Annotated in this window: 21 protein-coding genes; 14 read left to right on the forward strand and 7 right to left on the reverse strand. The window is 59.2% G+C overall.

All coding sequences use genetic code 11. From position 1 onward, the window contains the following. The first annotated feature begins 98 nt into the window (after positions 1-98). From lon to AAE484_RS04530, 3 genes are all read left to right on the forward strand, one after another. Positions 99-2,516, forward strand: a complete 2,418-nt coding sequence (gene lon / locus AAE484_RS04520; RefSeq protein WP_341937143.1) for an endopeptidase La — start codon at positions 99-101, stop codon at positions 2,514-2,516. 364 nt (positions 2,517-2,880) lie between these two features. Next, positions 2,881-3,153, forward strand: coding sequence for an HU family DNA-binding protein (locus tag AAE484_RS04525; protein ID WP_341937144.1), 273 nt, complete (start codon positions 2,881-2,883; stop codon positions 3,151-3,153). Positions 3,154-3,425: 272 nt separating this feature from the next. Next, on the forward strand, positions 3,426-5,291 hold the full coding sequence (locus tag AAE484_RS04530) for a SurA N-terminal domain-containing protein (RefSeq protein ID WP_341937145.1): 1,866 nt from the start codon (positions 3,426-3,428) through the stop codon (positions 5,289-5,291). A gap of 81 nt (positions 5,292-5,372) precedes the next feature. On the opposite strand, the gene AAE484_RS04535 is transcribed toward AAE484_RS04530, so the two are convergent. Together AAE484_RS04535 and gloB are read right to left on the reverse strand one after the other, a co-directional pair. Further along, on the reverse strand, positions 5,373-6,977 hold the full coding sequence (locus AAE484_RS04535; protein ID WP_341937146.1) for a lytic transglycosylase: 1,605 nt from the start codon (positions 6,975-6,977) through the stop codon (positions 5,373-5,375). A gap of 128 nt (positions 6,978-7,105) precedes the next feature. Beyond that, a complete protein-coding gene (gloB, locus tag AAE484_RS04540) occupies positions 7,106-7,879 on the reverse strand; it encodes a hydroxyacylglutathione hydrolase (protein ID WP_341937147.1) in 774 nt (257 codons plus the stop codon). A 171-nt stretch (positions 7,880-8,050) separates the two neighbouring features. On the opposite strand from gloB, the gene AAE484_RS04545 reads away from it, so the two are divergent. From AAE484_RS04545 to msrA, 8 genes are all read left to right on the forward strand, one after another. Next, positions 8,051-8,878, forward strand: a complete 828-nt coding sequence (locus AAE484_RS04545; protein WP_341937148.1) for a class I SAM-dependent methyltransferase — start codon at positions 8,051-8,053, stop codon at positions 8,876-8,878. Positions 8,879-8,902: 24 nt separating this feature from the next. After that, a complete protein-coding gene (gene rnhA, locus AAE484_RS04550; protein WP_341937149.1) occupies positions 8,903-9,340 on the forward strand; it encodes a ribonuclease HI in 438 nt (145 codons plus the stop codon). 5 nt (positions 9,341-9,345) lie between these two features. Beyond that, positions 9,346-10,062 carry a DNA polymerase III subunit epsilon gene (gene dnaQ, locus AAE484_RS04555; protein ID WP_341937150.1) on the forward strand — a complete coding sequence of 239 codons (717 nt, stop codon included), beginning with the start codon at positions 9,346-9,348 and terminating at the stop codon, positions 10,060-10,062. A gap of 208 nt (positions 10,063-10,270) precedes the next feature. Next, positions 10,271-11,980 carry a pilus assembly protein gene (locus tag AAE484_RS04560; protein ID WP_341937151.1) on the forward strand — a complete coding sequence of 570 codons (1,710 nt, stop codon included), beginning with the start codon at positions 10,271-10,273 and terminating at the stop codon, positions 11,978-11,980. Positions 11,981-11,983: 3 nt separating this feature from the next. Beyond that, positions 11,984-12,784: an NAD(+) diphosphatase gene (gene nudC / locus AAE484_RS04565; protein ID WP_341937152.1), complete on the forward strand. Its 801-nt coding sequence runs from the start codon at positions 11,984-11,986 to the stop codon at positions 12,782-12,784. 8 nt (positions 12,785-12,792) lie between these two features. Beyond that, positions 12,793-13,446 carry a cation/multidrug efflux pump gene (locus AAE484_RS04570; RefSeq protein WP_341937153.1) on the forward strand — a complete coding sequence of 218 codons (654 nt, stop codon included), beginning with the start codon at positions 12,793-12,795 and terminating at the stop codon, positions 13,444-13,446. Positions 13,447-13,473: 27 nt separating this feature from the next. Further along, a complete protein-coding gene (gene sohB, locus AAE484_RS04575; protein WP_341937154.1) occupies positions 13,474-14,547 on the forward strand; it encodes a protease SohB in 1,074 nt (357 codons plus the stop codon). A 52-nt stretch (positions 14,548-14,599) separates the two neighbouring features. After that, complete coding sequence (msrA, locus tag AAE484_RS04580; RefSeq protein WP_341937155.1) at positions 14,600-15,241, forward strand: peptide-methionine (S)-S-oxide reductase MsrA; 642 nt, start codon at positions 14,600-14,602, stop codon at positions 15,239-15,241. 72 nt (positions 15,242-15,313) lie between these two features. Here msrA and AAE484_RS04585 read toward each other — a convergent pair whose 3' ends face one another. Together AAE484_RS04585 and AAE484_RS04590 are read right to left on the reverse strand one after the other, a co-directional pair. Then, positions 15,314-15,649: a hypothetical protein gene (locus tag AAE484_RS04585; protein WP_341937156.1), complete on the reverse strand. Its 336-nt coding sequence runs from the start codon at positions 15,647-15,649 to the stop codon at positions 15,314-15,316. A 69-nt stretch (positions 15,650-15,718) separates the two neighbouring features. Further along, a complete protein-coding gene (locus tag AAE484_RS04590) occupies positions 15,719-16,447 on the reverse strand; it encodes a phosphoadenylyl-sulfate reductase (protein ID WP_341937157.1) in 729 nt (242 codons plus the stop codon). Between the two features lie 437 nt (positions 16,448-16,884). Here AAE484_RS04590 and thrH point away from each other — a divergent pair, with 437 nt between their 5' ends. Continuing rightward, positions 16,885-17,502, forward strand: a complete 618-nt coding sequence (gene thrH, locus AAE484_RS04595; protein ID WP_341937222.1) for a bifunctional phosphoserine phosphatase/homoserine phosphotransferase ThrH — start codon at positions 16,885-16,887, stop codon at positions 17,500-17,502. A 454-nt stretch (positions 17,503-17,956) separates the two neighbouring features. On the opposite strand, the gene pabB is transcribed toward thrH, so the two are convergent. Next, complete coding sequence (gene pabB, locus AAE484_RS04600) at positions 17,957-19,345, reverse strand: aminodeoxychorismate synthase component I (protein WP_341937158.1); 1,389 nt, start codon at positions 19,343-19,345, stop codon at positions 17,957-17,959. Between the two features lie 18 nt (positions 19,346-19,363). After that, positions 19,364-20,041 (reverse strand): hypothetical protein, encoded by a 678-nt coding sequence (locus AAE484_RS04605; protein ID WP_341937159.1) that lies wholly within the window; start codon positions 20,039-20,041, stop codon positions 19,364-19,366. 155 nt (positions 20,042-20,196) lie between these two features. Here AAE484_RS04605 and AAE484_RS04610 point away from each other — a divergent pair, with 155 nt between their 5' ends. Both AAE484_RS04610 and AAE484_RS04615 read left to right on the forward strand, forming a co-directional pair. Further along, positions 20,197-21,789 carry a fused MFS/spermidine synthase gene (locus AAE484_RS04610; protein ID WP_341937160.1) on the forward strand — a complete coding sequence of 531 codons (1,593 nt, stop codon included), beginning with the start codon at positions 20,197-20,199 and terminating at the stop codon, positions 21,787-21,789. Positions 21,790-21,821: 32 nt separating this feature from the next. Further along, positions 21,822-22,427 carry a DUF938 domain-containing protein gene (locus AAE484_RS04615; protein ID WP_341937161.1) on the forward strand — a complete coding sequence of 202 codons (606 nt, stop codon included), beginning with the start codon at positions 21,822-21,824 and terminating at the stop codon, positions 22,425-22,427. A 21-nt stretch (positions 22,428-22,448) separates the two neighbouring features. Here the strand turns inward: AAE484_RS04615 and AAE484_RS04620 are convergent, their stop codons facing one another. After that, on the reverse strand, positions 22,449-25,562 hold the full coding sequence (locus AAE484_RS04620) for an error-prone DNA polymerase (protein ID WP_341937162.1): 3,114 nt from the start codon (positions 25,560-25,562) through the stop codon (positions 22,449-22,451). Positions 25,563-25,768 lie beyond the last annotated feature (206 nt).

Genomic DNA, 25,768 nt, shown 5'->3' on the forward strand with positions numbered 1-25,768 from the left:
TGTAATTGCCCCGCCTCGCCCCCAATCTTTACCTAGACTCTTTTATTAGTTACACCCTGAAGCCTTGCGTTGCGAGGCTTAAAACGAGGACTCACTCGATGGATCATCAAGATACGTCTCCTGCCAATGTCGACGATCTCCCGCTGCTACCGCTGCGGGATGTGGTCGTTTACCCCCATATGGTCATCCCGCTGTTTGTCGGCCGGGAGAAGTCCATAGAAGCGCTGGAGAGTGCCATGTCCACCGACAAGCAGGTTTTGTTGGTGGCGCAGAAGAACCCCGGGGACGACGACCCCAAGCCGGAAGATCTGTACGAGGTTGGCACCATTGCCACCATTTTGCAGCTGTTGAAACTCCCCGATGGTACGGTGAAGGTGCTGGTCGAGGGCGGAGAGCGCGCCAAAGTCGAGAATATCGAAGTGATCGAGAAGCACTTCCGGGCGCGCGTCTCCACTTTGCCGGAAGAGACGCTCGACCCGCATCAATCCGACGCGCTGATCAATTCCACCGTCAACCAGTTTGAGCAATATGTGACCCTGAGCAAGAAGGTCCCCTCGGAGGTCATGACCTCGCTCAGTGGCATTGACGATCCCGGTCGTCTGGCCGACACGGTCGCCGCTCACATGACAATGGAGCTGGGACAGAAGCAGGCCATTCTCGAAATGGTTTCGGTGCGTGAGCGCATCGAGCATCTGCTGGGCCTGATGGAAGCGGAAATCGACCTGTTCCAGGTTGAGAAAAAGATCCGCGGCCGGGTCAAGCAACAGATGGAGAAAAGCCAGCGCGAGTACTATCTGAATGAGCAGATGAAGGCGATTCAGAAAGAGCTGGGCGACATGGGCGAAGAGGGCAACGAAGCCGATGAGCTGGAGCAGAAAATCGCCGAATCCGGCATGCCCAAAGAAGCGGAAGAAAAGACCCACGCCGAGCTGGCGAAGCTGCGGATGATGTCACCCATGTCGGCCGAGGCCTCGGTGGTGCGGGCGTATATTGACTGGATGCTCAAGGTGCCCTGGAAAAAGCGCAGCAAGGTGCGCCACGACCTCGAGCGGGCGGAAGATGTTCTGGAAAAGGACCACTTTGGCCTGGAAGAGGTCAAAGAGCGGATTCTCGAGTACCTCGCCGTACAAAAGCGGGTGAAAAAAATCAAGGGCCCGATCCTCTGCCTGGTCGGTCCCCCGGGCGTGGGTAAGACGTCTCTGGGTGAATCCATCGCCCGTGCCACCAACCGGAAATTTATCCGCATGGCACTGGGTGGTGTTCGTGACGAAGCGGAAATTCGCGGGCACCGGCGCACCTACATCGGGTCTTTGCCCGGTAAGTTGATTCAGAAGATGGCGAAAGTGGGTGTGAAAAACCCGCTCTTCCTGTTGGATGAAGTGGACAAGATGGGCATGGACAACCGGGGTGATCCGGCGTCGGCGCTGCTGGAAGTGCTCGACCCGGAGCAGAACAACCACTTCAACGATCACTACCTAGAGGTGGATTACGATCTGTCGGATGTGATGTTTGTCTGCACCTCCAACTCCATGAACATTCCGGGTCCGCTGCTGGACCGGATGGAAGTCATTCGCATCCCGGGTTACACCGAAGATGAGAAACTGAACATCGCGTTGCGCTATCTGATTCCCAAGCAGATGAAGGCCAATGGTCTGAAAGACGGTGAAGTCACCATTGAAGACCAGGCGATCCTGGACATCGTGCGTTACTACACCCGGGAAGCGGGTGTACGCGGTCTCGAACGCGAGATCGCCAAGGTCTGCCGTAAGGTCGTGACCCGCCACGTGAAGGACAAAACTCTGCGCAAGGACGTCATTGACTCCGATGTGCTGGAAGACTTTCTTGGCGTGCGCAAATTCGATTTCGGGCGTGCCGAAGACAAGAACCAGGTGGGTCAGGTGACCGGCCTGGCCTGGACTCAGGTTGGCGGCGAGCTGCTGACCATCGAGTCCTCGGCGGTGAAGGGCAAGGGTCGCGTGATCAAGACCGGCTCGCTCGGCGACGTGATGCAGGAGTCCATTCAGGCGGCGTTGACCGTGGTGCGCTCACGCGCTCAGGTGTTGGGTATCGCGCCTGATTATCACGAGAAAATGGATGTCCACATCCACGTACCGGAGGGCGCGACGCCCAAAGACGGGCCCAGTGCCGGTGTTGCCATGTGCACCGCACTGGTATCGGTGTTGACGGGTATTCCCGTGCGTGCTGATGTGGCCATGACCGGTGAGATCACGCTGCGCGGGGAAGTGCTGCGTATTGGTGGCCTCAAGGAAAAGCTCCTGGCGGCTCGTCGGGGCGGGATCAAAACCGTGATCATTCCGCATGAGAACGAACGCGATCTGAAAGAGATTCCCGACAACATCAAAGAGAATCTCACCATCAAGCCGGTCCAGTGGATCGATGATGTGTTGCAGTTCGCGCTGCAATCCATGCCCAAACCATTGTCGGACGAAGAGTACCAGGCACTGGAAAAAAAGGCGCAGCAGGATGAGTCAGGCAAGCGGATCAGCACTCACTGATGAGTCATAGGTCCAGTTTTCGGCCAGGGAGTTGGCCGGTTTCGGGTTTCCTAAAGTAACAATGATCGGCGATCCGTCAGCGAGATTTTGGTAACAGAGAGGCGCCCATGGGGCGCTTTATAGCCAGAGTTGATCAAATTACAGGCAAATACTGAAGTATTCGCACAATGCGTCGAATGTCTTCTTGACCCGCCTGGGATCCCTTGGTATAAATCGCAATTCATTCGCCAAGCAGGCGGCACGGGGGCGTAACGCTGTCCAGGCCATGTCGCTGTTCGGGTACGCCAGGTGGCACTCGAGCAGGTAAATGTACATCAGACCTGCGCTATCGATTTCTGAAGCAAATAATCAAAAGGGGTTAAGTGTGAACAAATCCGAGCTGATTGAAGCCATTGCCGCATCTGCGGATATTCCCAAAGCGGCCGCTGGCCGTGCGCTCGATGCCATGGTCGACAATGTGACCGGCGCCTTGCAAAAAGGCGACCAGGTTGTACTGGTCGGCTTTGGTACTTTTTCTGTCAAGGAGCGCGCTGCACGCACGGGCCGCAATCCGCAGACAGGTGCAGAGATCCAGATCGCTGCTGCGAAAGTGCCTAACTTCAAAGCAGGCAAGGCGCTGAAAGACGCCGTCAACTAAGCGTTGAAAGGCGGCAGGGAACCACTCTGCAAATAGGTCGGTGACCAGCCATGATGGGCACGGACAGTTAAGCGGTTTGAAGCGAAATGCCTTATCGACCCGTTTAGCCTGTTAGTGTGACGACTTGGCCGTGTGAAGAGGCGCATCTCCATAGGTGCGCCTTTTCTTTATTGAAGCGTACACCTTTGTTCGACCCTGTCGGTCGGGCCAACTGATAAGAAAAGTCGCCCGGAAAATAATCGCGCCGGGTGATCCATGATTAGGAGCAGACAATGCTGCAGACGATTCGCGACAATTCCAAAGGTACGATGGCCTTTCTCCTGATAGGCTTTCTGGTCATTATCTTTGCCCTGTCTGGCGCCGAAGCCCTGTTTTCCGGAAGTTCGCGTTCGGGAGAGGTCGCTAGTGTTGGCGATGAGTCGATCACCGAAAATGAAGTGGCCCGCGAGGTCCTTCGTCAACGGCAGCAGATCACGGATCAGTACGGCGATTCAGTGCCCTCCGAGTTTGTCAGCGACGAGCGGTTGCGCGAGCCGGCCATCAACAGTCTGATTCAGCGAAAAGTGATGGTTCAGAGCGCGCGTGATCAGGGCATGTCGGTCAGCGATGAGATGCTCGACAGCATTATTGTGGACATCCCCCAGTTCCAGGGAGAAAACGGTCGCTTCGATCCCAATCGCTACCAGCAGGTGTTGCGCTCAATGGGCTACACGCCCGCGCAATACAAAAAAGTGCTGGCGGAAGAGGTTTTGCTCAACCACCTGACGATGGGGGTTGGCAATAGCGGATTCGTGACCGATGAAGAGCTGGAGCGTTTTGTTGAGCTCAGTTTCCAGACCCGCGACTTCCAGTACCTGACACTCAACGAGGAACGGGTGGCCGACGAAGTGGATGTTTCTGATGAAGAAATCGAGAACTTCTATCAGGAAAACCAGCAGCAGTTCCGGCAGGCGGAGCAAGTGGCAGTCGAGTACATCGATCTGAGTGTCGAGAACCTGATGGAACAGATTGAGATTGACGAACAGACTCTGCGCCAACAGTACGAAGAGAACCAGGCGCAAAGCGAAGAGCGTCAGCAACGCCGGGTGGCGCACATCCTGTTTGAGGATGCCGACAGCGAGGCGATTGATGAAGTACAGGCGAAGCTGGCGCAGGGCGAGGACTTTGCCGAGCTCGCCGAAGCCTATTCAGACGATCCGGGCTCGAGTGGGCAGGGCGGTGATCTCGGTTATATTACCGGCGAGGGGTTACCCGAGGCTTTTACTGAATCGGTGCAAGAGCTGGCTGTCGGAGAGGTGTCAGAGCCGGTCACCACGGAAGCCGGTGTGCATCTGATCAAGGTGCTGGATGAGCCCGGATCGGAAGAAACCAGCTTTGAAGAGGCCCGTGACCGCATCGCCCGTCAGCTCAAGCGCGTAGAGGCCGAAAATGAGTTCGTGACCCTGATGGAGCGTCTGGATGAGTTGTCCTACAACGCGGAGAGCCTGGAGCCGGTAGCGCAAGAGCTCGGATTGCCGCTTGAAAATACCGGACTGTTCTCCCGCAATGGTGGCAGCGGCATCGCGGGCCAAGCGGCGGTGGCAGAGGCCGCTTTCTCTGAAGAGGTGCTGGAGCGTGGTAACAGCAGCGAGCTGATTGAGCTGGCGAACGATCGCGTGGTGGTGATCAAGAAAACCGACCAGCGGGAAGCCTATGTGCGTCCTCTGGAAGACGTCAGAGATCAGATTGTCGAGCTGTTGACCCAACGCAAAACCCGCGCCCGGCTGGCCGAACGCGGAGAGCAATTGCGTTCAGAGCTGGAGCAGGGGGGAGATATCGAACAGGTCGCCGCTGATGCCAATCTTGACGTACAGGAAGCCGAAAACGTCGAGCGCAATGATTCATCGGTCAGCAGAGAGTTGCTGCGGCACGTGTTCTCACTGCCCCGTCCGGAATCGGGCACTCCGGTGGTCAGCAGCGTCCAGACCGGTTCAGGCTACAACATTGTCAGTCTGACGGAGGTCACCGATGGCTCAATGGATTCTATCGATGCGTCGCAGCGCCAGTCTCTGCGGCAAAACCTGTCGCAAATGACCGGCAGTCGTGATTACCGCGCGTTTACCGAGCAGCTGAGAAGCAAAGCCGAGATTGAGCGATAGTCTGTAACAGACTGATCAAAGAGCCAAAAAAAAACCCGCTGAAATACAGCGGGTTTTTTTATGCCCCATCGCGGGTGGATGTTATCGGGTGATATCCACGAACAGGGTCAGCGATTGTCCCGGGTGAATGTAGTTGTTTTCGGACACAGTGTTCCAGCGAGTGATGTCCTGCACCGAGAGGTTGAAACGGGTCGCAATACGGGCCAGGGAGTCACCCTGGCGAACCCGGTAGTTGACCTTGCGCACCATTGAGCGGCTCTCCCGGCTGGCGGTCTGCTGCTGGCCGGCGTCATCCGCCTCCGTCCATATCACCAGATTCTGGCCAGGCATCAGAGTGTCGCCCGGTGCCATGGCGTTCCAGTTGGTCAGCGCGCCCACGGTGATGTCGTGGCGCTTGGCGATACTCCAGAAACTGTCGCCAGGGCGCACCTTGTACTGAACTTTGCTACTGCCTTCCGCACCACTGGAGCGGTTCTGTACCCGCTGGCGCCGTTGGTCAGCGCTGAAAGCGTAGCGGCTGGGTGAATGCTTGGCCGTGGGGATCATCAGGGCCTGGCCCACCCGGATAATATTGCCGTTCAGCTCATTCGCGCTTTTGATGTTTTCCACGCTGGTGCGGTAGGCGCGGGCGATTTTGTTGAGTGAATCACCCGGCTTGACGCTATAGCGCTGCCAGCCGACTCGCTCATCTTCAGGAATTTCCGCGAGCTTTTCCTTGAAGGGCTGCTCGTACTCCACCGGAATCAACAGGCGGTGAGGGCCATCCGGATCGGTTGCCCAGCGGTTGTAGCCGGCGTTGAGCATATACAGCTCGTCGAGCTCAATGCCGGCCAGCTCGGCGGCCTGTGCCAGATCGATCTGGGAGGCAACGTTCACCTGGGCGAAGTAGGGCTCATCGGGGATCGGCGCCAGAGAGAGGTTGTAGGCCTCGGGGTCGCGGATGACTTTTGCCAGAGCGAGTAACTGGGGCACGTAGGCGCGGGTTTCCCGAGGCAGGTCCAGCGACCAGAAGTCGGTTGGCTTGCCCTGCCGGGCATTGCGTCTGATCGATCGCCCGACATTGCCCTGGCCGGTGTTGTAGGACGCGAGCGCCAACAGCCAGTCGCCATCAAACATGTCATGCAGCTGTTCGAGGTAGGTGAGCGCCGCATCGGTGGCTGCGACCACGTCGCGACGTCCGTCATACCACCAGTTCTGCTTGAGGCCGAAGTGCCGGCCGGTGGCCGGCACAAACTGCCAGATGCCGGAGGCCCGCCCGTGAGAGTAGGCGAAAGGGTCAAAGGCACTCTCGACAATGGGCAGAAGCGCCAGCTCCATCGGCAGCCCCTCTTTTTCCAGCTCAGAGGCGATGTGGTAGAGGTAGCGCTGCCCGCGCGCGACGACCCGCTCCATGTAGTGCGGGTTGTTCGCATACCAGTTGACGTAGGTGTCGATACGGGGGTGATCGACGTCGGGTAGACCGTAGCCGGCCCGTAGTCGGGGCCAGAGATTACCCCTGTCCGTGACTTCAAACGCCTGTTGCGCCTCTTTATCGACCCGGCATTTCGCCTCATCGATCAGCAGCGCGGATGATTGCCCCAGATCAAGCGCAACCTCGTCTTTCGGGTCGGCTTGCTCAAGACTCTGGCAACCGCCAAGGCTGAGCAGACCAATGGCGAGCGCGAGGGGACGTTTGAATCGATTCATTGAGTACCGTGAACAGTATGTCGTTGACTGAAGATGGCCTGGCGGCTGACCGCCAAGCGTGGATTTTCGCGATTTTAGGGTCAGACGGGGTGGGGGTCAAGGAATAGCCGACCAGCGGCATCGCTCCTCTAACCGAACTGATCTTTGAGCTGTCGCAGCCGGGTAAACACCTCAAGCTCGGACGACAGGGGGGCATTGGCTGAGGCCAGCTGGGCGCGGATGGCGGCATCGTTGGCCCGTAAAAACGGGTTGGTCTGCCGCTCAACCCCCAATGATGTGGGCAGGGTCGGTTGGCCCTGGGCACGTTTTTGCTCTTCAAGCGGCAGCCGGTCGCTGAGCGCCCGGTTGTCCGGGTCTACGGTCCGGGCAAAACGCAGGTTGGTGAGGGTGTATTCGTGGGCGCAGTAGACGAGGGTCTCGTCGGGCAGACTGGCCAGCTTGTGTAATGATTCCAGTGCCATTTCGGGACGGCCTTCGAACAATCGCCCGCAACCGCCGGCAAACAGGGCGTCACCGCAGAACAGGCGCGGTGGTGTCTGCTGTCGATCCAGGTAGGCGATGTGATCGAGGGTATGGCCGGGAACGGCCAGAATATCGAACTGCCAGCCCTCCAGGCTCAGGTGGTCGCCCTCCCTCAACGGGTGGTTGACCTGGCGCACCGAGTCCGGGCCGTATACGGGGACTGAATATCGGGCGAGCAGGTCATCCAGACCGTCGGTATGGTCCCAGTGATGGTGAGTGATCAGGATGCCGGCCAGAGTCATCTGTGTCTGCTCCAGAGCCTCGAATACCGGCTGAGCGTCACCGGGGTCCACCAGATAGGCGCGTTGAGCGCCCTCAGCACAGGGCAAGAGCCAGAAATAGTTGCTCTCCAGAGCCGGAATCGCGATGGGGTCAGTCATGGAAGCTCCTGTTTTCGCCAGTCTTATGGAGTACACTATCACAGTGAGCCGGCGCCGTTGCATCAACGCCTTGTAGTGCCTCTTGTAGTGCCTCTGGCGCGCCTTACTCGTATTTTTGGATAGTACTTTGAACAGTACTTTGGGTAGTACTCTGGATAGCACCACTGGGCCATGAAGTCATCGAAACTACTGCGGCGAATACGGGTGGGGCTGCATCATCGCTTTGGCGTCCTGTCCTACAAGCGCTCGGCACCCGATGTGGCCAACTGGCTGCAGACCCCTCTGGGAGCCGCGTTCCTGGCGGAACAGCGGGAGTGCCTTGAGCGCCACCTGCAGGACCTGTTCGGCTACCACCTGGTTCAGATGAGCATCGCCCCCGAGCTTGATTTAACCCCCGGGAGCCGCATTTCCCATAAAATCAATGTCGCTCCTCACCGGGAGGGTAAGCACCTGGAGGGCGGGGTGGCACTTTCGCCCCTGATCAGCTCTTACCAGTCCCTGCCGCTTCCGTCAGAGTCGGTGGATCTGGTGATTCTGCACCACTTGCTCGATTACAGTCAGGCCCCACACCAACTGCTGCGAGAAGTCAGTCGGGTGCTGATTCCCCGCGGGCACCTGGTGATCGTGGGCTTCAATCCCTGGAGCGGTTTTGGCGTGATGCGGCAAGTGGCCCGATTGTTCACCCGTCGACCGCTCTGGCGTCATCAGTCATTGCGCCGGGGGCGCCTGATCGACTGGCTGCAGCTGGTCGATTTACAGCCGATTGCAGCCGAACGTGGGTTTTACCGACCCCCCATCCGTCACCAGGGGGTGTTGGAGCGTTTGCATTGGGTCGAGCGCTGGGGTAAAAAACTGCAGTGTCCGGGCGGGGGCTTCTATACCATTGTGGCCTGCAAAGAGGTGGCGGCGGCGATCCCCATGAAGCCCGCCTGGGACGATCGTCCCGAGCCGGTCCCGGGGCTGGGAATCAATCCATTGCGTCGAGATCGTAATGATTAAAATCAATCAGTTACAGGTGATAGTTTGAAGAAAGTTGAAGTTTTTACCGACGGGGCCTGTCGAGGCAACCCCGGGCCCGGCGGCTGGGGCGCGCTGCTGCGCTTCAATGATAAGGAGAAAAGCCTGTACGGCGGTGAGGCCAATACCACCAATAACCGGATGGAGCTGCAGGCCGCCCTGGAGGCTCTGCAGGCACTGAAAGAGCCTTGTGAGGTGATTCTGACCACCGACTCCCAGTACGTGCGCAAGGGGATCAGTGAGTGGCTCGCGGGCTGGAAACGCAACGGCTGGAAAACCTCGGCCAAAAAACCGGTAAAAAACGTCGACCTGTGGCAGGCACTGGATGAAAGCGCCCAGCGACACAGCGTCAAATGGCACTGGGTCAAGGGCCACAGTGGGCACCGGGAGAATGAATTGGCGGACCAACTGGCCAATCGCGGCATTGATGAATTGAGGAGTTAGACAAGGTGCGACAGATCGTTCTGGATACGGAAACCACCGGCCTGGACCCCGCACAGGGGCACAAGGTCATTGAGATCGGCTGCGTCGAGCTGGTGAACCGCAAACTCACCGGACGCCACTACCATCAGTACATCAATCCCGAGCGGGAGGTGGATGCGGGCGCCATGGAGGTACACGGCATCACCAATGAGATGTTGGCCGATAAGCCAGTGTTTGCGCAGATCGTGGACGAGTTCCTCGCCTTTGTTGACGGGGCGGAACTGGTGATTCACAACGCGCCTTTCGATGTCGGCTTTATTGATCACGAGTTCAGGCAGCTGAGCCCGAAGCTGGGCTCGATCAAGAAACGCTGTGGTATCGTCGACAGCCTGGTATTGGCGCGCAACAAGCATCCGGGTCAAAAGAACAACCTGGATGCCCTGTGCAAGCGCTACGGGGTCGACAATGCCCAGCGCGAGCTCCACGGCGCTCTGCTCGATGCCGAGATCCTGGCCGACGTCTACCTGTTGATGACCGGTGGTCAGACAGCGCTGTCTCTGGGCGGGGAGTCCTCCAAAGGGGAGGGCTCGGGCACCGGTGGCCAGGAGCGCCGGCCTCTGCCCGCCGATCGCTCACCCCTGCCGGTGATCGCGGCCAGTGAGAGTGAGCTGGCGGCGCACCGGGAGAAGCTGGCGGCGATTGAGAAAAGCGCGGGGCAGTGTCTCTGGAGCGGAAGCAAATGAGCGCTATTTCTCAATTGTTATAAGGACTTACAGCGAATTGCTCAAATCGGTGTGAAAATTCGGGCCAGTTGGGTTACATTGCTATGAAGGGTTGGGCGCCCGCCGTGGCGCCAGAATCAACTTACTCCAGGACTCGTTGACCCCCGTGCCCGGGCACAGCCCCGGGGAGGCGTTTACGACACAATCAATAAAGCGAAAGGTAGCGGCAGTGAGCAGCACGGAAAACGTCAACCTCAACTCCCTGAAGCTGGTTCAGGATCAATTGGTGGCCACCATCGAACAGTCGGCCGTGCGCCTGGAAGAGTTCGCAGGCGACCGCAACAATGCCGAGCTGCTGCAGAACTGCATCGATGGCATCAAGCAGATCAGCGGCACCCTCAATTTGCTGCAGCTGCGCGGGGTCGATCTACTGGCGCAGGAGCTGGTCGAGCAGATTACCGACATTCCTCTGGGGGTAGAGCAGAATATCGACCGGCAACTGGATCTGCTCACCTCGGCCTTTTTCATCCTGCCGCGCTACCTCGAGTACTGCCTGCAGACTTCGCGCAGTATGGCGGTGCTGCTGGTTCCCCACATCAATCAGTTGCGCCAGCTGCGCCGGGCGCCACCGTTGCCCGAAAGTCACTTCTATACGCTGGAGATCAGCCCCGTTTACGCCGGCAAGAACCAGAGCAGTGCGGTGCTGGGTGAAGACCTCGCCGCGCTGGTCCGGCGTCTGCGGCACATGTACCAGGTGGGCCTGGTGAACGTACTGCAGAACAAACAGGTGCGCGCCTCGCTGGGGATGATGGGCCGCGCGATGGAGCGCCTGGAGTCCATCAGCAACGCCCGCCCACTGGCGGCGCTCTGGTGGGTGGCCGGGGCCACTCTGGAAGCGCTGGGCAAGGACAACATGGAAATCGGGGGTACACGCAAGCGTCTGTTCAGCGCGCTCGATCGTGAAATCAGGCAGCTGCAGGTGTCCGGTGCCGAGGCTCTGGAGCAACCGCCGAAAGAGGAGCTGCTGCGTGAGCTGCTTTACCTCATCGCCCTGTCGCGGGCGCAGACCGATCGGATTGCCGCGGTCAGTGAGGCCTATGGTCTGGAGCCGCTGCCCTATACCGATGCCGAGCTGACTCGGGAGCTGGAGTTTCTCAAAGGCCCCAGTGCCGCCACGATCGACTCGATGGGCACAGTGCTGAAGGATGAGCTGCGCAGCACCAAAAATATTCTCGAACGCGCCGCGCAGGGCGGCACCGAGCTGCTGCGCGAGAGTCCGGAGCTGCTGGAGACGCTGAAGAAAGTCGCCGATATCCTGTCAGTGGTCGGGCTGGTCTCTGCCAGCAACAGTCTGCGCGAAGAGATCCAGAGAATTCAGCGGTGGGAAAAGAGTACCGAGGAGGTGGATCCGGAGGAGCTGCTCGAAGTCGCCGATACCCTCCTGTACATCGAGAGTTCGGTGTCGGGGCTGGGGAAAATCAACCTCTCCGATGAGCGCCTGGCCCAGATCAATGCCACCTCGCGTCAGGAAATCATTGCCAACAGCCAGTTGGCCGAAGCCGAGGAGCTGGTGCTGGAAGAGGCTGAGTCGGGGCTCGCCATGGTCAAGCGTGCCCTCACGTCATTTGCCGAGTCCAACTATGACGTGGGTCATATCAAGAACGTCAACACCACGCTCAATACCGTGCGCGGCGGCATGACGCTGCTCAATCGCCCCAGAGCGGCGGCGGTGCTCGAAGGTTGCGTGCAGTTTATCGACCAGTCGCTGTTGAAGAGCGAACAACCGGCGGCGGTTCGGCATATGCTGGAAACCTTTGCCGATGCGGTCATCAGCCTGGAATACTATATCGACAGCCTCAAGCAGAATCGTCGCTCGGACGACACCGTGCTCCAGGTGGCTGAAGAGAGTCTGGACGCGCTCGGTTATCCGGTCCACTGAGCCATGAGCCGAGCGAGCGACAGCCGTACGACCCGCTACCTGCTGGTAACCAACGAGACACTGTTGTGTGATCATCGGGAGCGAATCTGGCTGCTGAGCTCAGAAGAGGCCGCCGCCTGGCGTGTCGACAGCACGCCGGACTATCTGGGCGTGTGGCAGGGAGTCGCCCTGTACAGCCTCCCGCAGCCCCTGGAGCCCTCTGTCGCCGGCGGCCAGTGGTTGAGCCTGCGCAGCCAGCTCGGTGTTCTGGATGAGACCCTGTTTACCCTGGCCGGGCGTGCGCTTCAGATCGAGCGCTGGCGACGTGAGCACCGCTTTTGCGGTGGCTGCGGTCGGGAGACTCAGCCCTTTGATAATGGGGCGGCGCGCTTCTGCGCCCGGTGCGAACTGCGATTCTATCCGCGGCTTTCGCCCTGTATGATCACCCTGATCACCCGCGATGATCACTGCCTGCTGGCCCGTCATGCCCGCTCACGCAAGGCCTTCCACACGGCACTGGCCGGTTTTGTGGAAGTCGGAGAGACGGTGGAAGACACGGTTCACCGGGAGATTCAGGAGGAGGTCGGTCTGAAGGTCGAGGCGCCACGTTACTTTGGCAGTCAACCCTGGCCTTTTCCCGGGCAGCTGATGCTGGGCTTTCACGCCGAGTACCGATCCGGCGACATCGAGGTGGACGGGGACGAAATCCTCACCGCCGACTGGTGGCGCTACGACCAGCTGCCGCCCGTGCCACCCCCTCAGACGCTGGCCGGGCAGCTGATTGCGCATTTTGTGGCAACCCAGCACAATAAGGCCTCACAATAGGAAATTGCATGTTCTACAGCCTTTTATCCGTCTTCATCATTCTGCTCTGCCTGGGGCTGGTCTATATTGCTCTGCGGCTGCTGGCCCGGGGACGCTGGCTTCGCGGGTTTTTGCGCGGGTTGTTTGGTGTGGTGCTGCTGCTGGCGGCGCTGGTGCTCGCGCTTATTGCCGCCGATGTATTCAGTTACAAGCAGATGGTCAAAGAGGAGCCGGTGGCGACCCTGAGCTTTGAGCAGTTGGGAGAACAGCATTATGAAGCCACCCTGGTCCACAGCAGCGGCGAGGAAGAGACGTTTACGCTGCGCGGTGATCAGTGGCAACTCGATGCCCGTGTGATCAAATGGCAGGGGCTGATGGGTGGACTGGGCGTCAGCCCCGGTTATCGCCTCGATCGTATCAGTGGGCGCTACTACTCGCTGGCTGAGGAGCGCTCATCGGAGCGCACCGTCTACAGTCTGGACAACGATGGCTGGGGTCCGGATGTCTGGGCCTGGATCAAGCAGAATCCGGGCTGGTTTCCGGTAGTGGATGCGCGCTATGGTAGCGCCACCTTTGTCCCCATGGCTGCGGATGCGCTGTTTGAAGTGCGTCTGTCCAGTACCGGCCTGCTCGCGCGGCCGCTGAACGAGCCAGCGCGGCGTGCGTTGGCCGTGTGGGAATAATATTCAACCAAACAACGGAGTACTATTTTGGATTTTCTAGCAGATTACGGGCTCTTCCTGGCTAAAGTGGTGACCTTTGTCATCGCCATTGGCTTTGTGCTCGGCCTGATTGTCTCAGCCGGTCACAAAACCCGCAAAAAGCAGGAGAAGGGTCATATTGAAGTGACCAGGCTCAATGACCGCTTCAAGCAGATGACCGACTCGCTGAAACATGCGGCCCTGGATTCGGCCGAACTGAAGCGGGAAGCCAAGGCCGAGAAAAAACGCGAAAAGCGGGAGCAGGCGGAGCGTAAAAAAGCGCACAAGAAGCTCGAGAAAGAGGGCAAGTCAGAAGAGGATGATCGTAAAAAGCGCCTGTTCGTGCTCAACTTTCACGGCGACGTCAAGGCTTCGGCCACCGACAATCTGCGCGAAGAAATCAGCGCGGTCCTCAGTCTGGCCAGTGCCAAAGACGAGGTGGTCGTCAAGCTTGAAAGCGGCGGTGGTTTTGTGCACAGCTACGGTCTGGCCTCCAGCCAGCTGGCCCGGATTCGCGATCGGCACATCCCGCTCACGGTCTGCGTGGACAAGGTGGCGGCCAGCGGCGGTTACATGATGGCCTGCGTCGGCGATAAAATCCTGGCGGCGCCTTTTGCCATCCTGGGCTCCATCGGCGTGATTGCCCAGTTGCCCAACTTCAACAAGCTGTTGAAGAAAAACAGCATCGACTACGAGATGTTTACCGCCGGTGAATACAAGCGTACCGTGACCATGTTTGGTGAAAATACCAAAAGAGGGCGGGAGAAGTTTGTCGAGGATCTGGAAGACACGCACCTGTTGTTCAAGGAGTTTGTCGCCCAGCATCGGCCCCAGGTCGATGTGGACAAGGTCGCGACCGGCGAGATCTGGTTCGGTCGTCGGGCGCGCGAAGTCAGTCTGGTGGATGACCTGAAAACCAGCGACGAATATCTCCTCTCTCAGAGTGACAAGGCCGACATTTTTGAGGTCCACTACGAGCAGAAAAAATCCCTGCCGGAAAAGCTGGGCTTCGCCACCGAAGGGGCCGTCGACCGTCTGCTGCTGCGCTGGTGGGAACGCTCGCAGAACCAGCGCTGGTTCTGAATACCGACTTAAATAGCAGTTTTAACGTAAGGCTGCAATTGCAGGAGAGCCCATGTTTTTTGGTACGCGCAAGCTCGAAATGCCCACCCGGGGGCAGGCGCTTCCGGGTCGGGATGAGCCCATGCCCCTGGAAGGGCAGGATCTCGTCCACAAGGTGAAGGGCACGCCGATCAAACCCCCGTTCCCGGAGGGGCTCGAGCAGGTGGTGGTGGGCATGGGGTGCTTCTGGGGCGCCGAGCAGCGCTTCTGGCAGCAGCCCGGTGTCTTCACCACGGCCGTGGGCTACGCCGCCGGCTACACTCCCAACCCGACTTATGAGGAAGTCTGTTCCGGTTACACCGGCCACAATGAGGTGGTGCTGGTGGTCTTCGATCCGGTTCAGGTGCCGTTTGAAAAAATCCTGAAGAATTTCTGGGAGAGTCACGATCCCACCCAGGGCATGGCCCAGGGCAACGATCGGGGCACGCAGTATCGTTCCGGTATTTATACGTTCAGTGATAAGCAGAAGGCGTTGGCCGAGGCCAGTCGGGAAGAGTATCAGCGGGCACTGGACGAGGCGGGGAAGGGCGAAATCACCACGGAAATACAGCCGGCCGGCCCTTTCTACTACGCCGAGCCCTATCACCAGCAATACCTGGCAAAGAACCCCGGCGGCTACTGCGGCCTGGGCGGCACGGGTGTAAAACTCTCCTGAGCGGTTCTCCGCACACCGAGCGAACATGTAGGGCAGGTAAGCGGAAGCGCCACCTGCCGTCGTAGGTAGAGGCTAAAGAAAATCCAGATCCGGATTGTCCTTCATCATCTCCTTCAACTCATCGGACTCCTCGGTCTCCTGCTCCAGCACCTCCCGCACAAACTTCAGATACACCGTGTAAATCTCCGGCTCCTGACCCTCGCGCTCCACCACGAAGAAAGGTGCCCGGTGCACATCGTACTGGCGGGCGAGGGCGATCCCCGGGCTGTCCGGGTCGCGCTCGTCCGCGACCAGAACCTCATCAATGCGGTCCATGTGGCCGGACTCTTCCAGCTTATTCAGCACATCCCCACATTTTGCGCAGGGTGAACCGTCTTTCAGGATCTTTTTGACCAGGGTGATTTTCATAGCGACCGTACCTCTTTTCAGCGCCATTCAGATTCAGCGCCATTCAGGGCCCGCACTCAGAGAGTGAACTCAGGGCTTAACATTCTCGGCGTGCAGCCCGCACTCCTTCTTGGTGGCTTCTTCCCACCACCAGCGGCCCGCGCGTTCATGCTGCCCGGGGCTGATGGGGCGGGTGCAGGGCTCACAGCCGATGGAGACGTATCCCTTATCATGTAACTCATTATAGGGGATCTCCATGGCCCGAATGTAATCCCACACCTGCTGCGAAGTCCAGTTGGCAAGCGGGTTGAACTTCACCAGGTTACCGCCCGGGCGGGCGAAGAGCTTGTCATCCTGAATTACCGGAATCCCCTGACGCGTGCCCGGGCTCTGGTCTTTGCGCTGGCCGGTAATCCAGGCGTCCACTTCCTTGAGCTTTTTGCGCAGCGGGCCAATCTTGCGGATGCCGCAGCACTCCTGGTGGCCGTCGAGATAGAAACTGAACAGACCCTTTTCCCGCACCAGCTTCCGGATTGCCTCGGCGTCGGGGGAGAGTACATCGATGTCGATGCCATAGTGTTCGCGGACCCGTTCAATAAAGCGATAGGTCTCGGCGTGCAGGCGGCCGGTGTCGAGTACGAACGCCTTGATGTCCGGACGGATCTGGTGGGCCATATGAATCAGCACCACGTCTTCGGCGCCGCTGAAGGAAACGACAATGTTGTCGAACTGTTCCAGGGCGTATTCAATGACCTTCTGGGGTGAGGCTTTTTGCAGTTCGGCGTCCAGATCGACGGTGTTGAGTAACTCGCTGGCCATTAATCTCATCTTCTCTAGTTGGCTTTACACGGGTCGGGAAGAATACCAGAGGGGGATAAAACTTCCTAATATCCAGACTTTATGAGCATATAGCGCCGATGAAGGTGCATGTTTGGCCGGAATTTCTGACGCCGTGGAACATTGAGCAGAAAATAGTCGCCTTGCACAATAAATGCACAGCATATAGTGGTTAAATTTAAATCAATACCCACATATTGATCAAAAATGTCATTATAAAGCGGAAAATCGGCAAAAACATATAATTGTTTTGATGTGGGCGATCTACGTTAATTCCATTTTTAACTATGTTCCACGTGAAAAGCGGCGTGGTTGTCCTGTGGTCTCACGCCATTTGCTTTCGCGGGTGGAAAGCGGTAGATTTGCCGCAATTTTTTCGGGCCCGGCCCGAGGACAATCAAGCCAATGTGGGGGTTTACGTGGAAATAGCCTGTCTTGACCTGGAAGGGGTTCTGGTACCGGAAATCTGGATCGAGTTTGCCAAGGTGACCGGCATCGAGGAGTTGAAAGCCACAACGCGGGATATCCCGGATTATGATGTGCTGATGAAGCAGCGTCTGCGGATTCTGGAGGAGAACAATCTGGGGTTGAACGAGATCCAGGATGTGATCGCCAAGCTCAAGCCGTTGGAAGGGGCGCCGGAGTTTGTCGACTGGCTGCGCGAGCGCTTTCAGGTAATCATCCTCTCGGACACGTTCTATGAGTTCTCCCAGCCGCTGATGCGCCAGCTCGGCTTCCCCACGCTGTTGTGTCATCGTCTGCAGGTCGATGAGGCGGGCAAGGTGGCAGACTATACGCTCCGCCAGAAGGATCCCAAGCGGCAGTCGGTATTGGCGTTGAAGACGCTGTATTACCGCGTTATCGCGGCCGGCGATTCCTACAACGATACGACCATGCTGGGCGAGGCCGACGCCGGTATTCTGTTCCATGCCCCCCAGAATGTGATCGATGAGTTCCCGCAGTTCCCGGCGGTGCACAATTACGAAGATCTGAAAAAGGCCTTCATCGAAGCCAGTAATCGGGAGTTGAGTCTTTAATTTACGGGCTCCACTTTTTTGGAGGTAAGGGTCTTGGTTTAGTGCGATCTGAGCGCCCGGCCCGCTTTGGGGTGGACTGTTCCAAGACACGTGGCGAGTACGTCCCTGTAACTCGTCAACACTAGTCCCGCGGTTGACGGTCTTGGAACAGTCCACCCCAAATCGGTCCTACGAGCTTTGTAGAGACGTTCCCTCCAGAAACATCTTGGCAACGGATGCTCTATTTGTCAGGTGCGCTGTCGCTTACCAGACCTACGTGAACGCAAAGTGGGTACTACAAGGTGCAGAGGACCGATCTGGGGTAGGCTCTTCCCAGACCGTCACCGACAGGATGTCGGTGGAGAGGCCCCAGGGACGGGTTTACGCCGTGTCTGGGAAGAGCCTACCCCTGAGCGGGCCGGACGTTGAAGCAAGCAACCAAGGTTTTCGAGTAAATTCTTTTTGGTCCCTTAACCTAAGACGAAGCGCCGAACTTCTGCTCCAGCGTCCGCATCAACACCTCCACCTTGGCGATGCTCTCGCGGTACTCCTCCTCGGGGTCCGAATCCGCGACGATGCCGCCCCCGCCCCAGCAGTGCATCCGTCCCCGATCACACACCAGCGTGCGAATCGCGATATTGGTATCCATCGCCCCGTCCGCGCTCAGATAGCCCAGGCTGCCGCAATACACCGAGCGCCGCGAAGGCTCCAGCTCCTCAATGATCTCCATCGCCCGGATCTTCGGAGCGCCGGTAATCGATCCACCGGGGAAGCAGCCGGCCAGCAGATCCAGCGCCGAGGCGTCCGGCCTTAATTGACCGGTGACCGTGCTCACGAGATGGTGCACATTGGCGAAGCTCTGCAGCTCGAACAGTTGCGGAACTTCCACCCGGGTGCAGCTCTTGCTCAGATCATTGCGCAGCAGATCCACAATCATCAGGTTCTCGGCCCGGTTCTTGGCGCTGGCCACCAGTGCCTCGGCGTTGGCCCGGTCCGACTCGGGCGTGTCGCCCCGGGCCATGGTGCCTTTGATCGGTTTGGTCTCGGCCCGACCGCCACGCAGCTCGACGAAGCGCTCGGGCGACAGGCTCAGAATCGCGCCGGCTTCCAGGGGGATGTACCCCGAGAAAGGCGAGGGCAGGGTCTGTCTCAAAGCGAGATAGGCCCGGGCGGGGTCGCCGGTGTAGTCGGCGCTGAAGCGTTGGGCGAAATTGACCTGGTAGCAGTCGCCGGCGCGGATGTATTCCTGGATTCGGCCGAGGCTTTTCAGGTAATAATCGGCTTTAATATTCGCTTTGAAGTGATTGATATTAAAGGATAAGTCTTCACTCTTGATAAACGACATCAAGTCCACTTTATCCAGCCCGGCCATCAGCCGCGCCTGAATTTCGGGTGCCGGACTTTCGGGGCGACAGACCAGGAAACACCGCTGCTCCCGGTGGTCCTGGATCACCGCCCAGGGGTAAAAACCCAGCCAGAGATCCGGCAGCCCGACGTCACTCTGGGCCTGATCTGGCCCGGAAGCCGACCGGCCCAGATCGTAGCCGAAATAGCCAATGGCGCCGGTCACAAAGGGCAACCCCGGTACCGGGGCCAGTGGCGGGGGCGAATGGCGTTCGATCAGGGCAAAGGGGTTGTCGGTGGAGCGGAGGGCGGGCTTGCCGCTCCGCTCGATGTGCGTCTGTCCGCCAAAGGTTGTCAGTTGCTGATCGGGTTCGGCCGCCAGAATGTCGTAGCGCCCATAGCTGCTGCCGGGGTGCCCACTGTCCAGCCAGACGGGGGAGCGCCAGCCCGAGAGCGCCGCAAACCAGTGGGCGCTGTCGGCAAAGTAGGGCAGTGGGATGACAGTGGGACTGGGCCGCATGGGTGCCTTGGCAATAACTCAACGGAGAAAAGCGGGCATTCTATCACGCCACCACATCCAGCCGCTGACGCCGTAAAAACCGACCATCGCCAGAGCGAAATTCCACTCCACAATATTCTGAAGCTGAAATTCGTTCTCCGGCTGGGTCAGGTCCACCCAGAGGGACACCCCGCCCCATAACCACTGGATACACACCAGGATCAACTGCAGGCGCAGGGGGCGACGCAATCGGGGCGGCAGTGACTCCTTCAATGTCGATAGCGATTGGAGGCTGATCAGTTGGGCGAGCATGGCGAAGGCAAAGTAGAAGGTCACCCCGAACCGTCGCATGAAGCGGTAAAAGTCACCGTCCGAGCCCAGAAAGTTGGCGTAGAGCACCAGTGCCAGGGCCGATATCACGCCCAGCCACAAAATGGCGCCGTGACGCCGGCGCGGGCCTGCGAGGCCGGTCAACCAGCGCCACTGAAACAGCCAGTAGATCACCAGCAGCATGCTCAGGGGCATCATCAGACCCCGAAACCAGAAGAGCGCGTCGCCATAGCGGGCGGCGCGACTGATGGAGGTGCAGCCGTCCCAGAGCGGCACGCAGGCCGGTTGCAGCTCCTGATGAATGGAGATGCCGTAGGCACCCACGACCGCCACAAGCGGCACAATGAAATTGATCCAGGCGAGAAGGGACGCCAGACGCTTGCTCACAACAGTGCCTCCCAGGAGCCAAAAGTAACCACCCTGCGAACCAACCCACAAAACGGGCAAGGGTCAATTGGCAGCGGTCATCACTTCTTATAGTCTTGGTCACCATCATCGGCGATACAAACAGAAATGATAAAACAATAAAAGAGGTCACGGATATGTCCAGACGCAACGCTCCCGCAACGCACAATGCCGGCGCCGCCCAACACCCTCCACTGGCAGCGCTTGACCGCTGGCTGTTCTACCTCACGGCGGCCATTTCCGGCGGCACGGTGATGATGATCGAGCTGCTCGGCACCCGGGTGATCGGCCCCTATTATGGGGTCAGCATGATCGTCTGGTCCTCGCTCCTGTCCACCGCGCTTTTGGCCCTCTCCATCGGTTATGTCGTGGGTGGCCGCCTGGCCGATACGGCCCCCTGGTTGCGTCTGTCGCACATCCTTCTGGTGACCGCCGTACTGATCGGGATTATCCCCCTGATCAGCAAACCCGTCCAGATTGCCAGTAACGTCCTGGGGTTGCGCTGGGGTGCACTCATCAGCGCCTTTCTGCTGTTCACTCCCTGTCTGCTCACTCTCGGTATGGTCGGGCCCTATGTGATCAAAATGGCCACCCGGGGACTCGATCGGGTCGGGCGCACCGCCGGGACGGTCTATGCCATCAGCACCCTGGGCAGTGTATTGGGCACGCTTTTGCTCGGATTTTATCTGCTGCCTCTGTTCGGTACCCAGAGCATTATCATCAGCCTGAGTCTGATGCTGTTGCTGCTCAGCTTTCTGTTGGCGTTATTCGAAAACCTGCGCCTCAAAGCGCGTAGTTCTCTGCCGCTCTGGGGCGCCGCCACCGGCTTTTTGGCCGCTGTTTTGTTGCTGGGAATCGGTCAAACTACAGGCGAGCGCGATTACCCCGGATCGCAGGTGCTGTTCGAGCAGGAAACCCACTACGGGTGGGTGCGGGTGGTGGACCAGCCGGACAAAGGCATCCGCTGGTTGATGTCCGGTGGCTCCACCATCGGTGCCGAGGACATTGCTTCCGGTGAAGGTCTGTTGGGGTATCAGCAGGTGGTCGGTCATCTCCCGCGCTTTGATCCGGCGGGCACCTCGGCGCTGTTGGTGGGGCTGGGCAGTGGCCATCTGGTCAATGTCTATGAACAGTTCGGGGTGACCACCGACGCCATTGAAATCGATCCGGCAGTGGCCCATGCCGCCGGGGAATACTTCAGCTTTGAACCCACAGGTCGGGTGATCGTGGGAGATGCCCGCTATCGCATCAAGGAGCTGGACAAGACTTACGATTTTATCATTCACGATTGCTTTACCGGAGGCTCTGAGCCCATTCACCTGCTCAGCCGGGAAATGTTCCATGAGCTCAAAGCCAAGCTCAAACCGGGCGGCGTGCTGGCGCTGAACTTTGTCGGGCTGACGTTGGAAGGGGAAGAGGCGCCCGTGGAAGCGGTGGCGCATACTCTGGATCAGGTGTTTGATCATCGCCGAACCTTTGTCTCTTCGCCCAGTGCCACCTTCAACGATTTTGTGTTTTTTGTCTCCGACCGGCCGCTTGAGCTGGAGGGCGCAGGACAGACTCGGGGCCCCGTGGCCTGGCTGGAGCAGCGGGAAGTCGATGTGACCGGCGACAGCGAGCTGGTGATCACCGATGATTTCAACCCACTGGAAACGCTGCACATTGCCAAGGCGGAGTACTACCGCGACCTGCTGGTCGACCGGGTGGGGCGGGATATTTTATTTTACTGAGTTACACTGGGGCTTTTTTACGAGGCCCCGACATGTCCCTTGAACACAAGCCCTTCTCGCAAGCCTGTGAGAACAACAAGCAACCCATTCTGTCGGTGTTGGAGCCGCGCCTGAAAGACGCAAAACAGGTGTTGGAACTCGGATCGGGAACCGGGCAGCATGCGGTCTTCTTCGCCCGGCATCTGCCACACCTGATCTGGCAGACTAGTGACCTGCCCGAGAATCATCCCGGCATTCATCAATGGCTGGCCGACTCGTCCCTCGATAATATTCGGCCGCCGCTGATCCTGGATGTCGACCAGCCCGACTGGCCCCTTTCCGAGGCGGACGCGATCTTTACCGCGAATACCTTTCATATTATTGCCTGGGACCAGGTGCTGAAACTGCTGGATGGCAGTGCCCGTCTGCTCCCGCCCGACGGCCTGCTGATCGTTTATGGTCCCTTCAATGAGGAGGGTCGTTTTACCAGCGAGAGCAACGCCCGTTTCGATCAGATGCTCCGGGACAATACGCCGCATCGCGGCATCCGCAACCGTCAGACGGTGGCCGAAGAAGCCCGGACGCGCGGTCTGCTATTGGAAGAAACGCTGGAGCTGCCCGCCAATAACCGCTGTCTGGTATTCCGCCGGTCGACTTGAAAGGCTTTCGACGCGTGAGAGTTAATGAAAGTCCCGGGAGCGGGGACTGAGCCGTTCCAGTGATTCACTCAGGTCGGTCAGGCGGCCGGCGATCACGTGCACCACGTCCCCCTCGCGCTCCAGAATGCCGTGGACTTTCAGAATGCGGGCGGTGAGATAGGCCTGCTTCTGCGCCCGGGCCGTGGCGAGCCAGACCACAATATTGCTGTTGCCGGTGTGATCCTCCAGTGTGATGAAGGTGACTCCGGCGGCGGTGCCCGGACTCTGGCGGCCGGTGACCACGCCGGCCACGGCCACCAGGGATTTGTGGGGCAGGGTGGCCAGGTCCCGCGCCCGGGTGTAACGCCCCAGGGTCTCGGCCTCTTCCAGCAATTGAATCGGGTGCCGGTCCAGCGTCAGACCGACGCTGGCATAGTCTTCCACCAGGTTGTCTATCTCGCTGGGCGCGGGCAGGTAGTCCGCCACTGGCTCGGCGGCCAGGGGCTCGGGTTCATGCTGCTGAAACTCGGGTGTTTGCTGTTGAAACAGGGGCGCTTCGCTGTCCATCAGCTCCCAGCGGGTCTGGTAGCGGTTGCCGCCCAGGCTGTGCAGGGCGTTGGCGCTGGACAGGGCTTCCAGGTCAGACTGCTTCAGGGCGAGCGCCTGCAGCTCGCGCAAATGGGTGAAGCGCTGCCCGTCCCGGGATTGACGGGCGTCAATCAGGGTATCGATGCCCTCACTGGAGAGGCCCTTGACCAGTCGCAGGCCCAGACGGATGGCCAGTTTTTGCCCCCGGGTTTCCAGGCGATGATCCCGCTGTGACTGGTTGACGCACACCGGGTGGACGAGCAGGTTGTGGCGCCGGGCATCCTGAATCAGCTGCGAGGGCGAATAAAAGCCCATGGGGTGACTGTTGAGCAGGGCGGTATAAAAGGCCTCGGGATGGTAGTGCTTCAGCCAGGCCGAGGCGTAGGCGAGCAGGGCGAAACTGGCCGAATGGGATTCGGGAAAACCGTATTCGCCAAAGCCGCAAATCTGTTGATAAATACGCTCGGCATACTCGGTAGTGTAACCGCGCTCCTCCATCCCGTTTACCAGCTTGTGGTGAAACTTGCCCAGCTCTCCGGTTTTTTTCCAGGCCGCCATGGCCCGGCGTAACTGGTCGGCCTCACCACCACTGAAACCGGCGGCCACCATGGCCAGCTGTATCACCTGCTCCTGAAAAATCGGCACGCCCAGAGTGCGACCGAGTACGCCTTTGACTGCGTCCGAGGGGTAGTCCACGGGTTCGTCGCCGTTGCGTCGTTTCAGGTAGGGGTGAACCATGCCGCCCTGAATGGGGCCGGGCCGGACAATGGCGATCTGGATTACCAGGTCGTAATAGCAGGCGGGTTTCAGGCGTGGCAGCATGGACATCTGTGCCCGGGATTCGATCTGAAACAGTCCCACGGTATCGGCTTTCTGAATCATCCGGTACACCGCCGGATCATTCATCTGCCCGGTCAGGCCGGAGAGCGTCAACGCCCGCCCCTGATGTTCCCGGATCAGATCAAAACTTTTGCGCAGCGCGGTGAGCATCCCCAGCGCCAGCACGTCCACCTTAAGCAGGCCCAGAGTCTCGATGTCGTCTTTGTCCCACTGAATCACCGTGCGTTCGGCCATGGCCGCATTCTCTACCGGCACCAGTTCATAGAGTGGGCCGGAGGAAATCACAAAGCCGCCCACGTGCTGTGACAGGTGCCTCGGGAAGCCGCGCAACTGGTTGACCAGGGTGATCAACTGCGTTGCAGTGTCCGACTCCCGGTCCAGCCCCAGGTCGGCCAGCTGGTCTTCCCAGTCGCTGTCCCGGTCGCGTCGGTTGATGTTGCGAATGAAAAAATCCAGCTGCGACTCGCCGATGCCGAGCGCCTTGCCCATATCCCGCAGGGCGCTTTTGAAGCGGTAGCAGATCACGGTGGCCGCCAAGGCGGCACGGGGGCGGCCGTACTTCTCATAAATGTACTGGATGACTTCCTCGCGCCGCTGGTGTTCGAAGTCCACATCGATATCCGGAGGCTCATCCCGCTCCCTGGACAGAAACCGCTCAAACAGAACATTGATGTGGCGTGGGTCCACGGCGGTGATTTCCAGGCAGTAGCAGACCACCGAGTTGGCGGCCGAGCCGCGCCCCTGATAGAGAATGCCGCGCTTCTGGGCGAAGCACACCAGGTCGTGAATGGTGAGAAAAAAATGGGCGTAGCCCAACTCTTCAATCAGCTTCAACTCCTTGTCGATGGTGGCGCGTACCGTCTCGCTGGGGCCCTCCGGAAAGCGCCTGGCGATGCCCTGATCCACCAGCTCACACAAATAGCTGAATGGCGTCTGGCCTTGAGGAACCAGTTCGGCCGGGTACTCGTAACACAGCTCCCCCAGACTGAAGTGGCACTGATCGGCAATGATCCGGGTCTGCGCCAGCCACTCGGGTTTGAACAGTTTCTGTAGCTTGGGCAGGGGGCGCAGGCTGTTTTCGGCGTTGGAGCGCAGCTGCCGCCCGGCCCGTGCGACACTGGTGCCCAGGCGGATGGCGGTCAAAGCCTGCTGCAGCGGGAGCCGCTCGGCGCTGTGCATCAGTACTTCGCCGCAGGCGGCCACGGGCAGATCAAACTCCCGACCCAAATGCTCGCAGTGCGCCAGATAGCGGTGTTCCCGATGGGTGAGCAGACGTCGCAGTCCCAGCCAGAGGCGGTCTGAATGATGTTTTTTCAGCCAGCGGGCCCAGGTCCGGTCGCGCTCGGGGTCGCCCGTCGGCAGCCAGAGTACCAGGCAGTGCTGTACGGATTTCAGATCCCAGGCTTCCAGTTGATACTGCCCTTTGGGGCTGCGACGCCGGGCGTTGGTAATGATGCGGCACAGCTCCGCATAGGCCAGCCGGCTGGGGCAGAGCAGTACCAGATCCAGCCCCGGCATTTTAAGGCGGCTGCCGACAATCAGTTTGATGTCCAGCTGTCGGCGCCTGTGTTCCGCATAAGCGCGCACCACACCCGCCACGGAGCATTCATCGGTCAGCGCCAGGGCGCGGTAACCCAACGCATCCGCTTCCGCGATCAGCTCCTCGGGGTGGGAGGCACCTTCCAGAAAAGAAAAATTGCTCTGGCAGAGTAGTTCCGCGTAGGCCATACCGACCTCTGGTTGCTGGTTAAATATACAGTATAGGGGTGTGTCGAACGCCGGACAAGTGAGGCGTGTCGGCGACAAATGTAAGATTGTGTAACCGAGCTATACTCGCCCACTGAGCTGCGCTAAGCTGTGCGCCTCATCGATCGAGCGCCAGCTTACGTATACACCGTGCGGACGTTCGTCAGATCCTTCCTGAAAGACCAGAA

This window comes from Marinimicrobium sp. C2-29 (assembly GCF_038419845.1).
GTDB lineage: Bacteria > Pseudomonadota > Gammaproteobacteria > Pseudomonadales > Cellvibrionaceae > Marinimicrobium.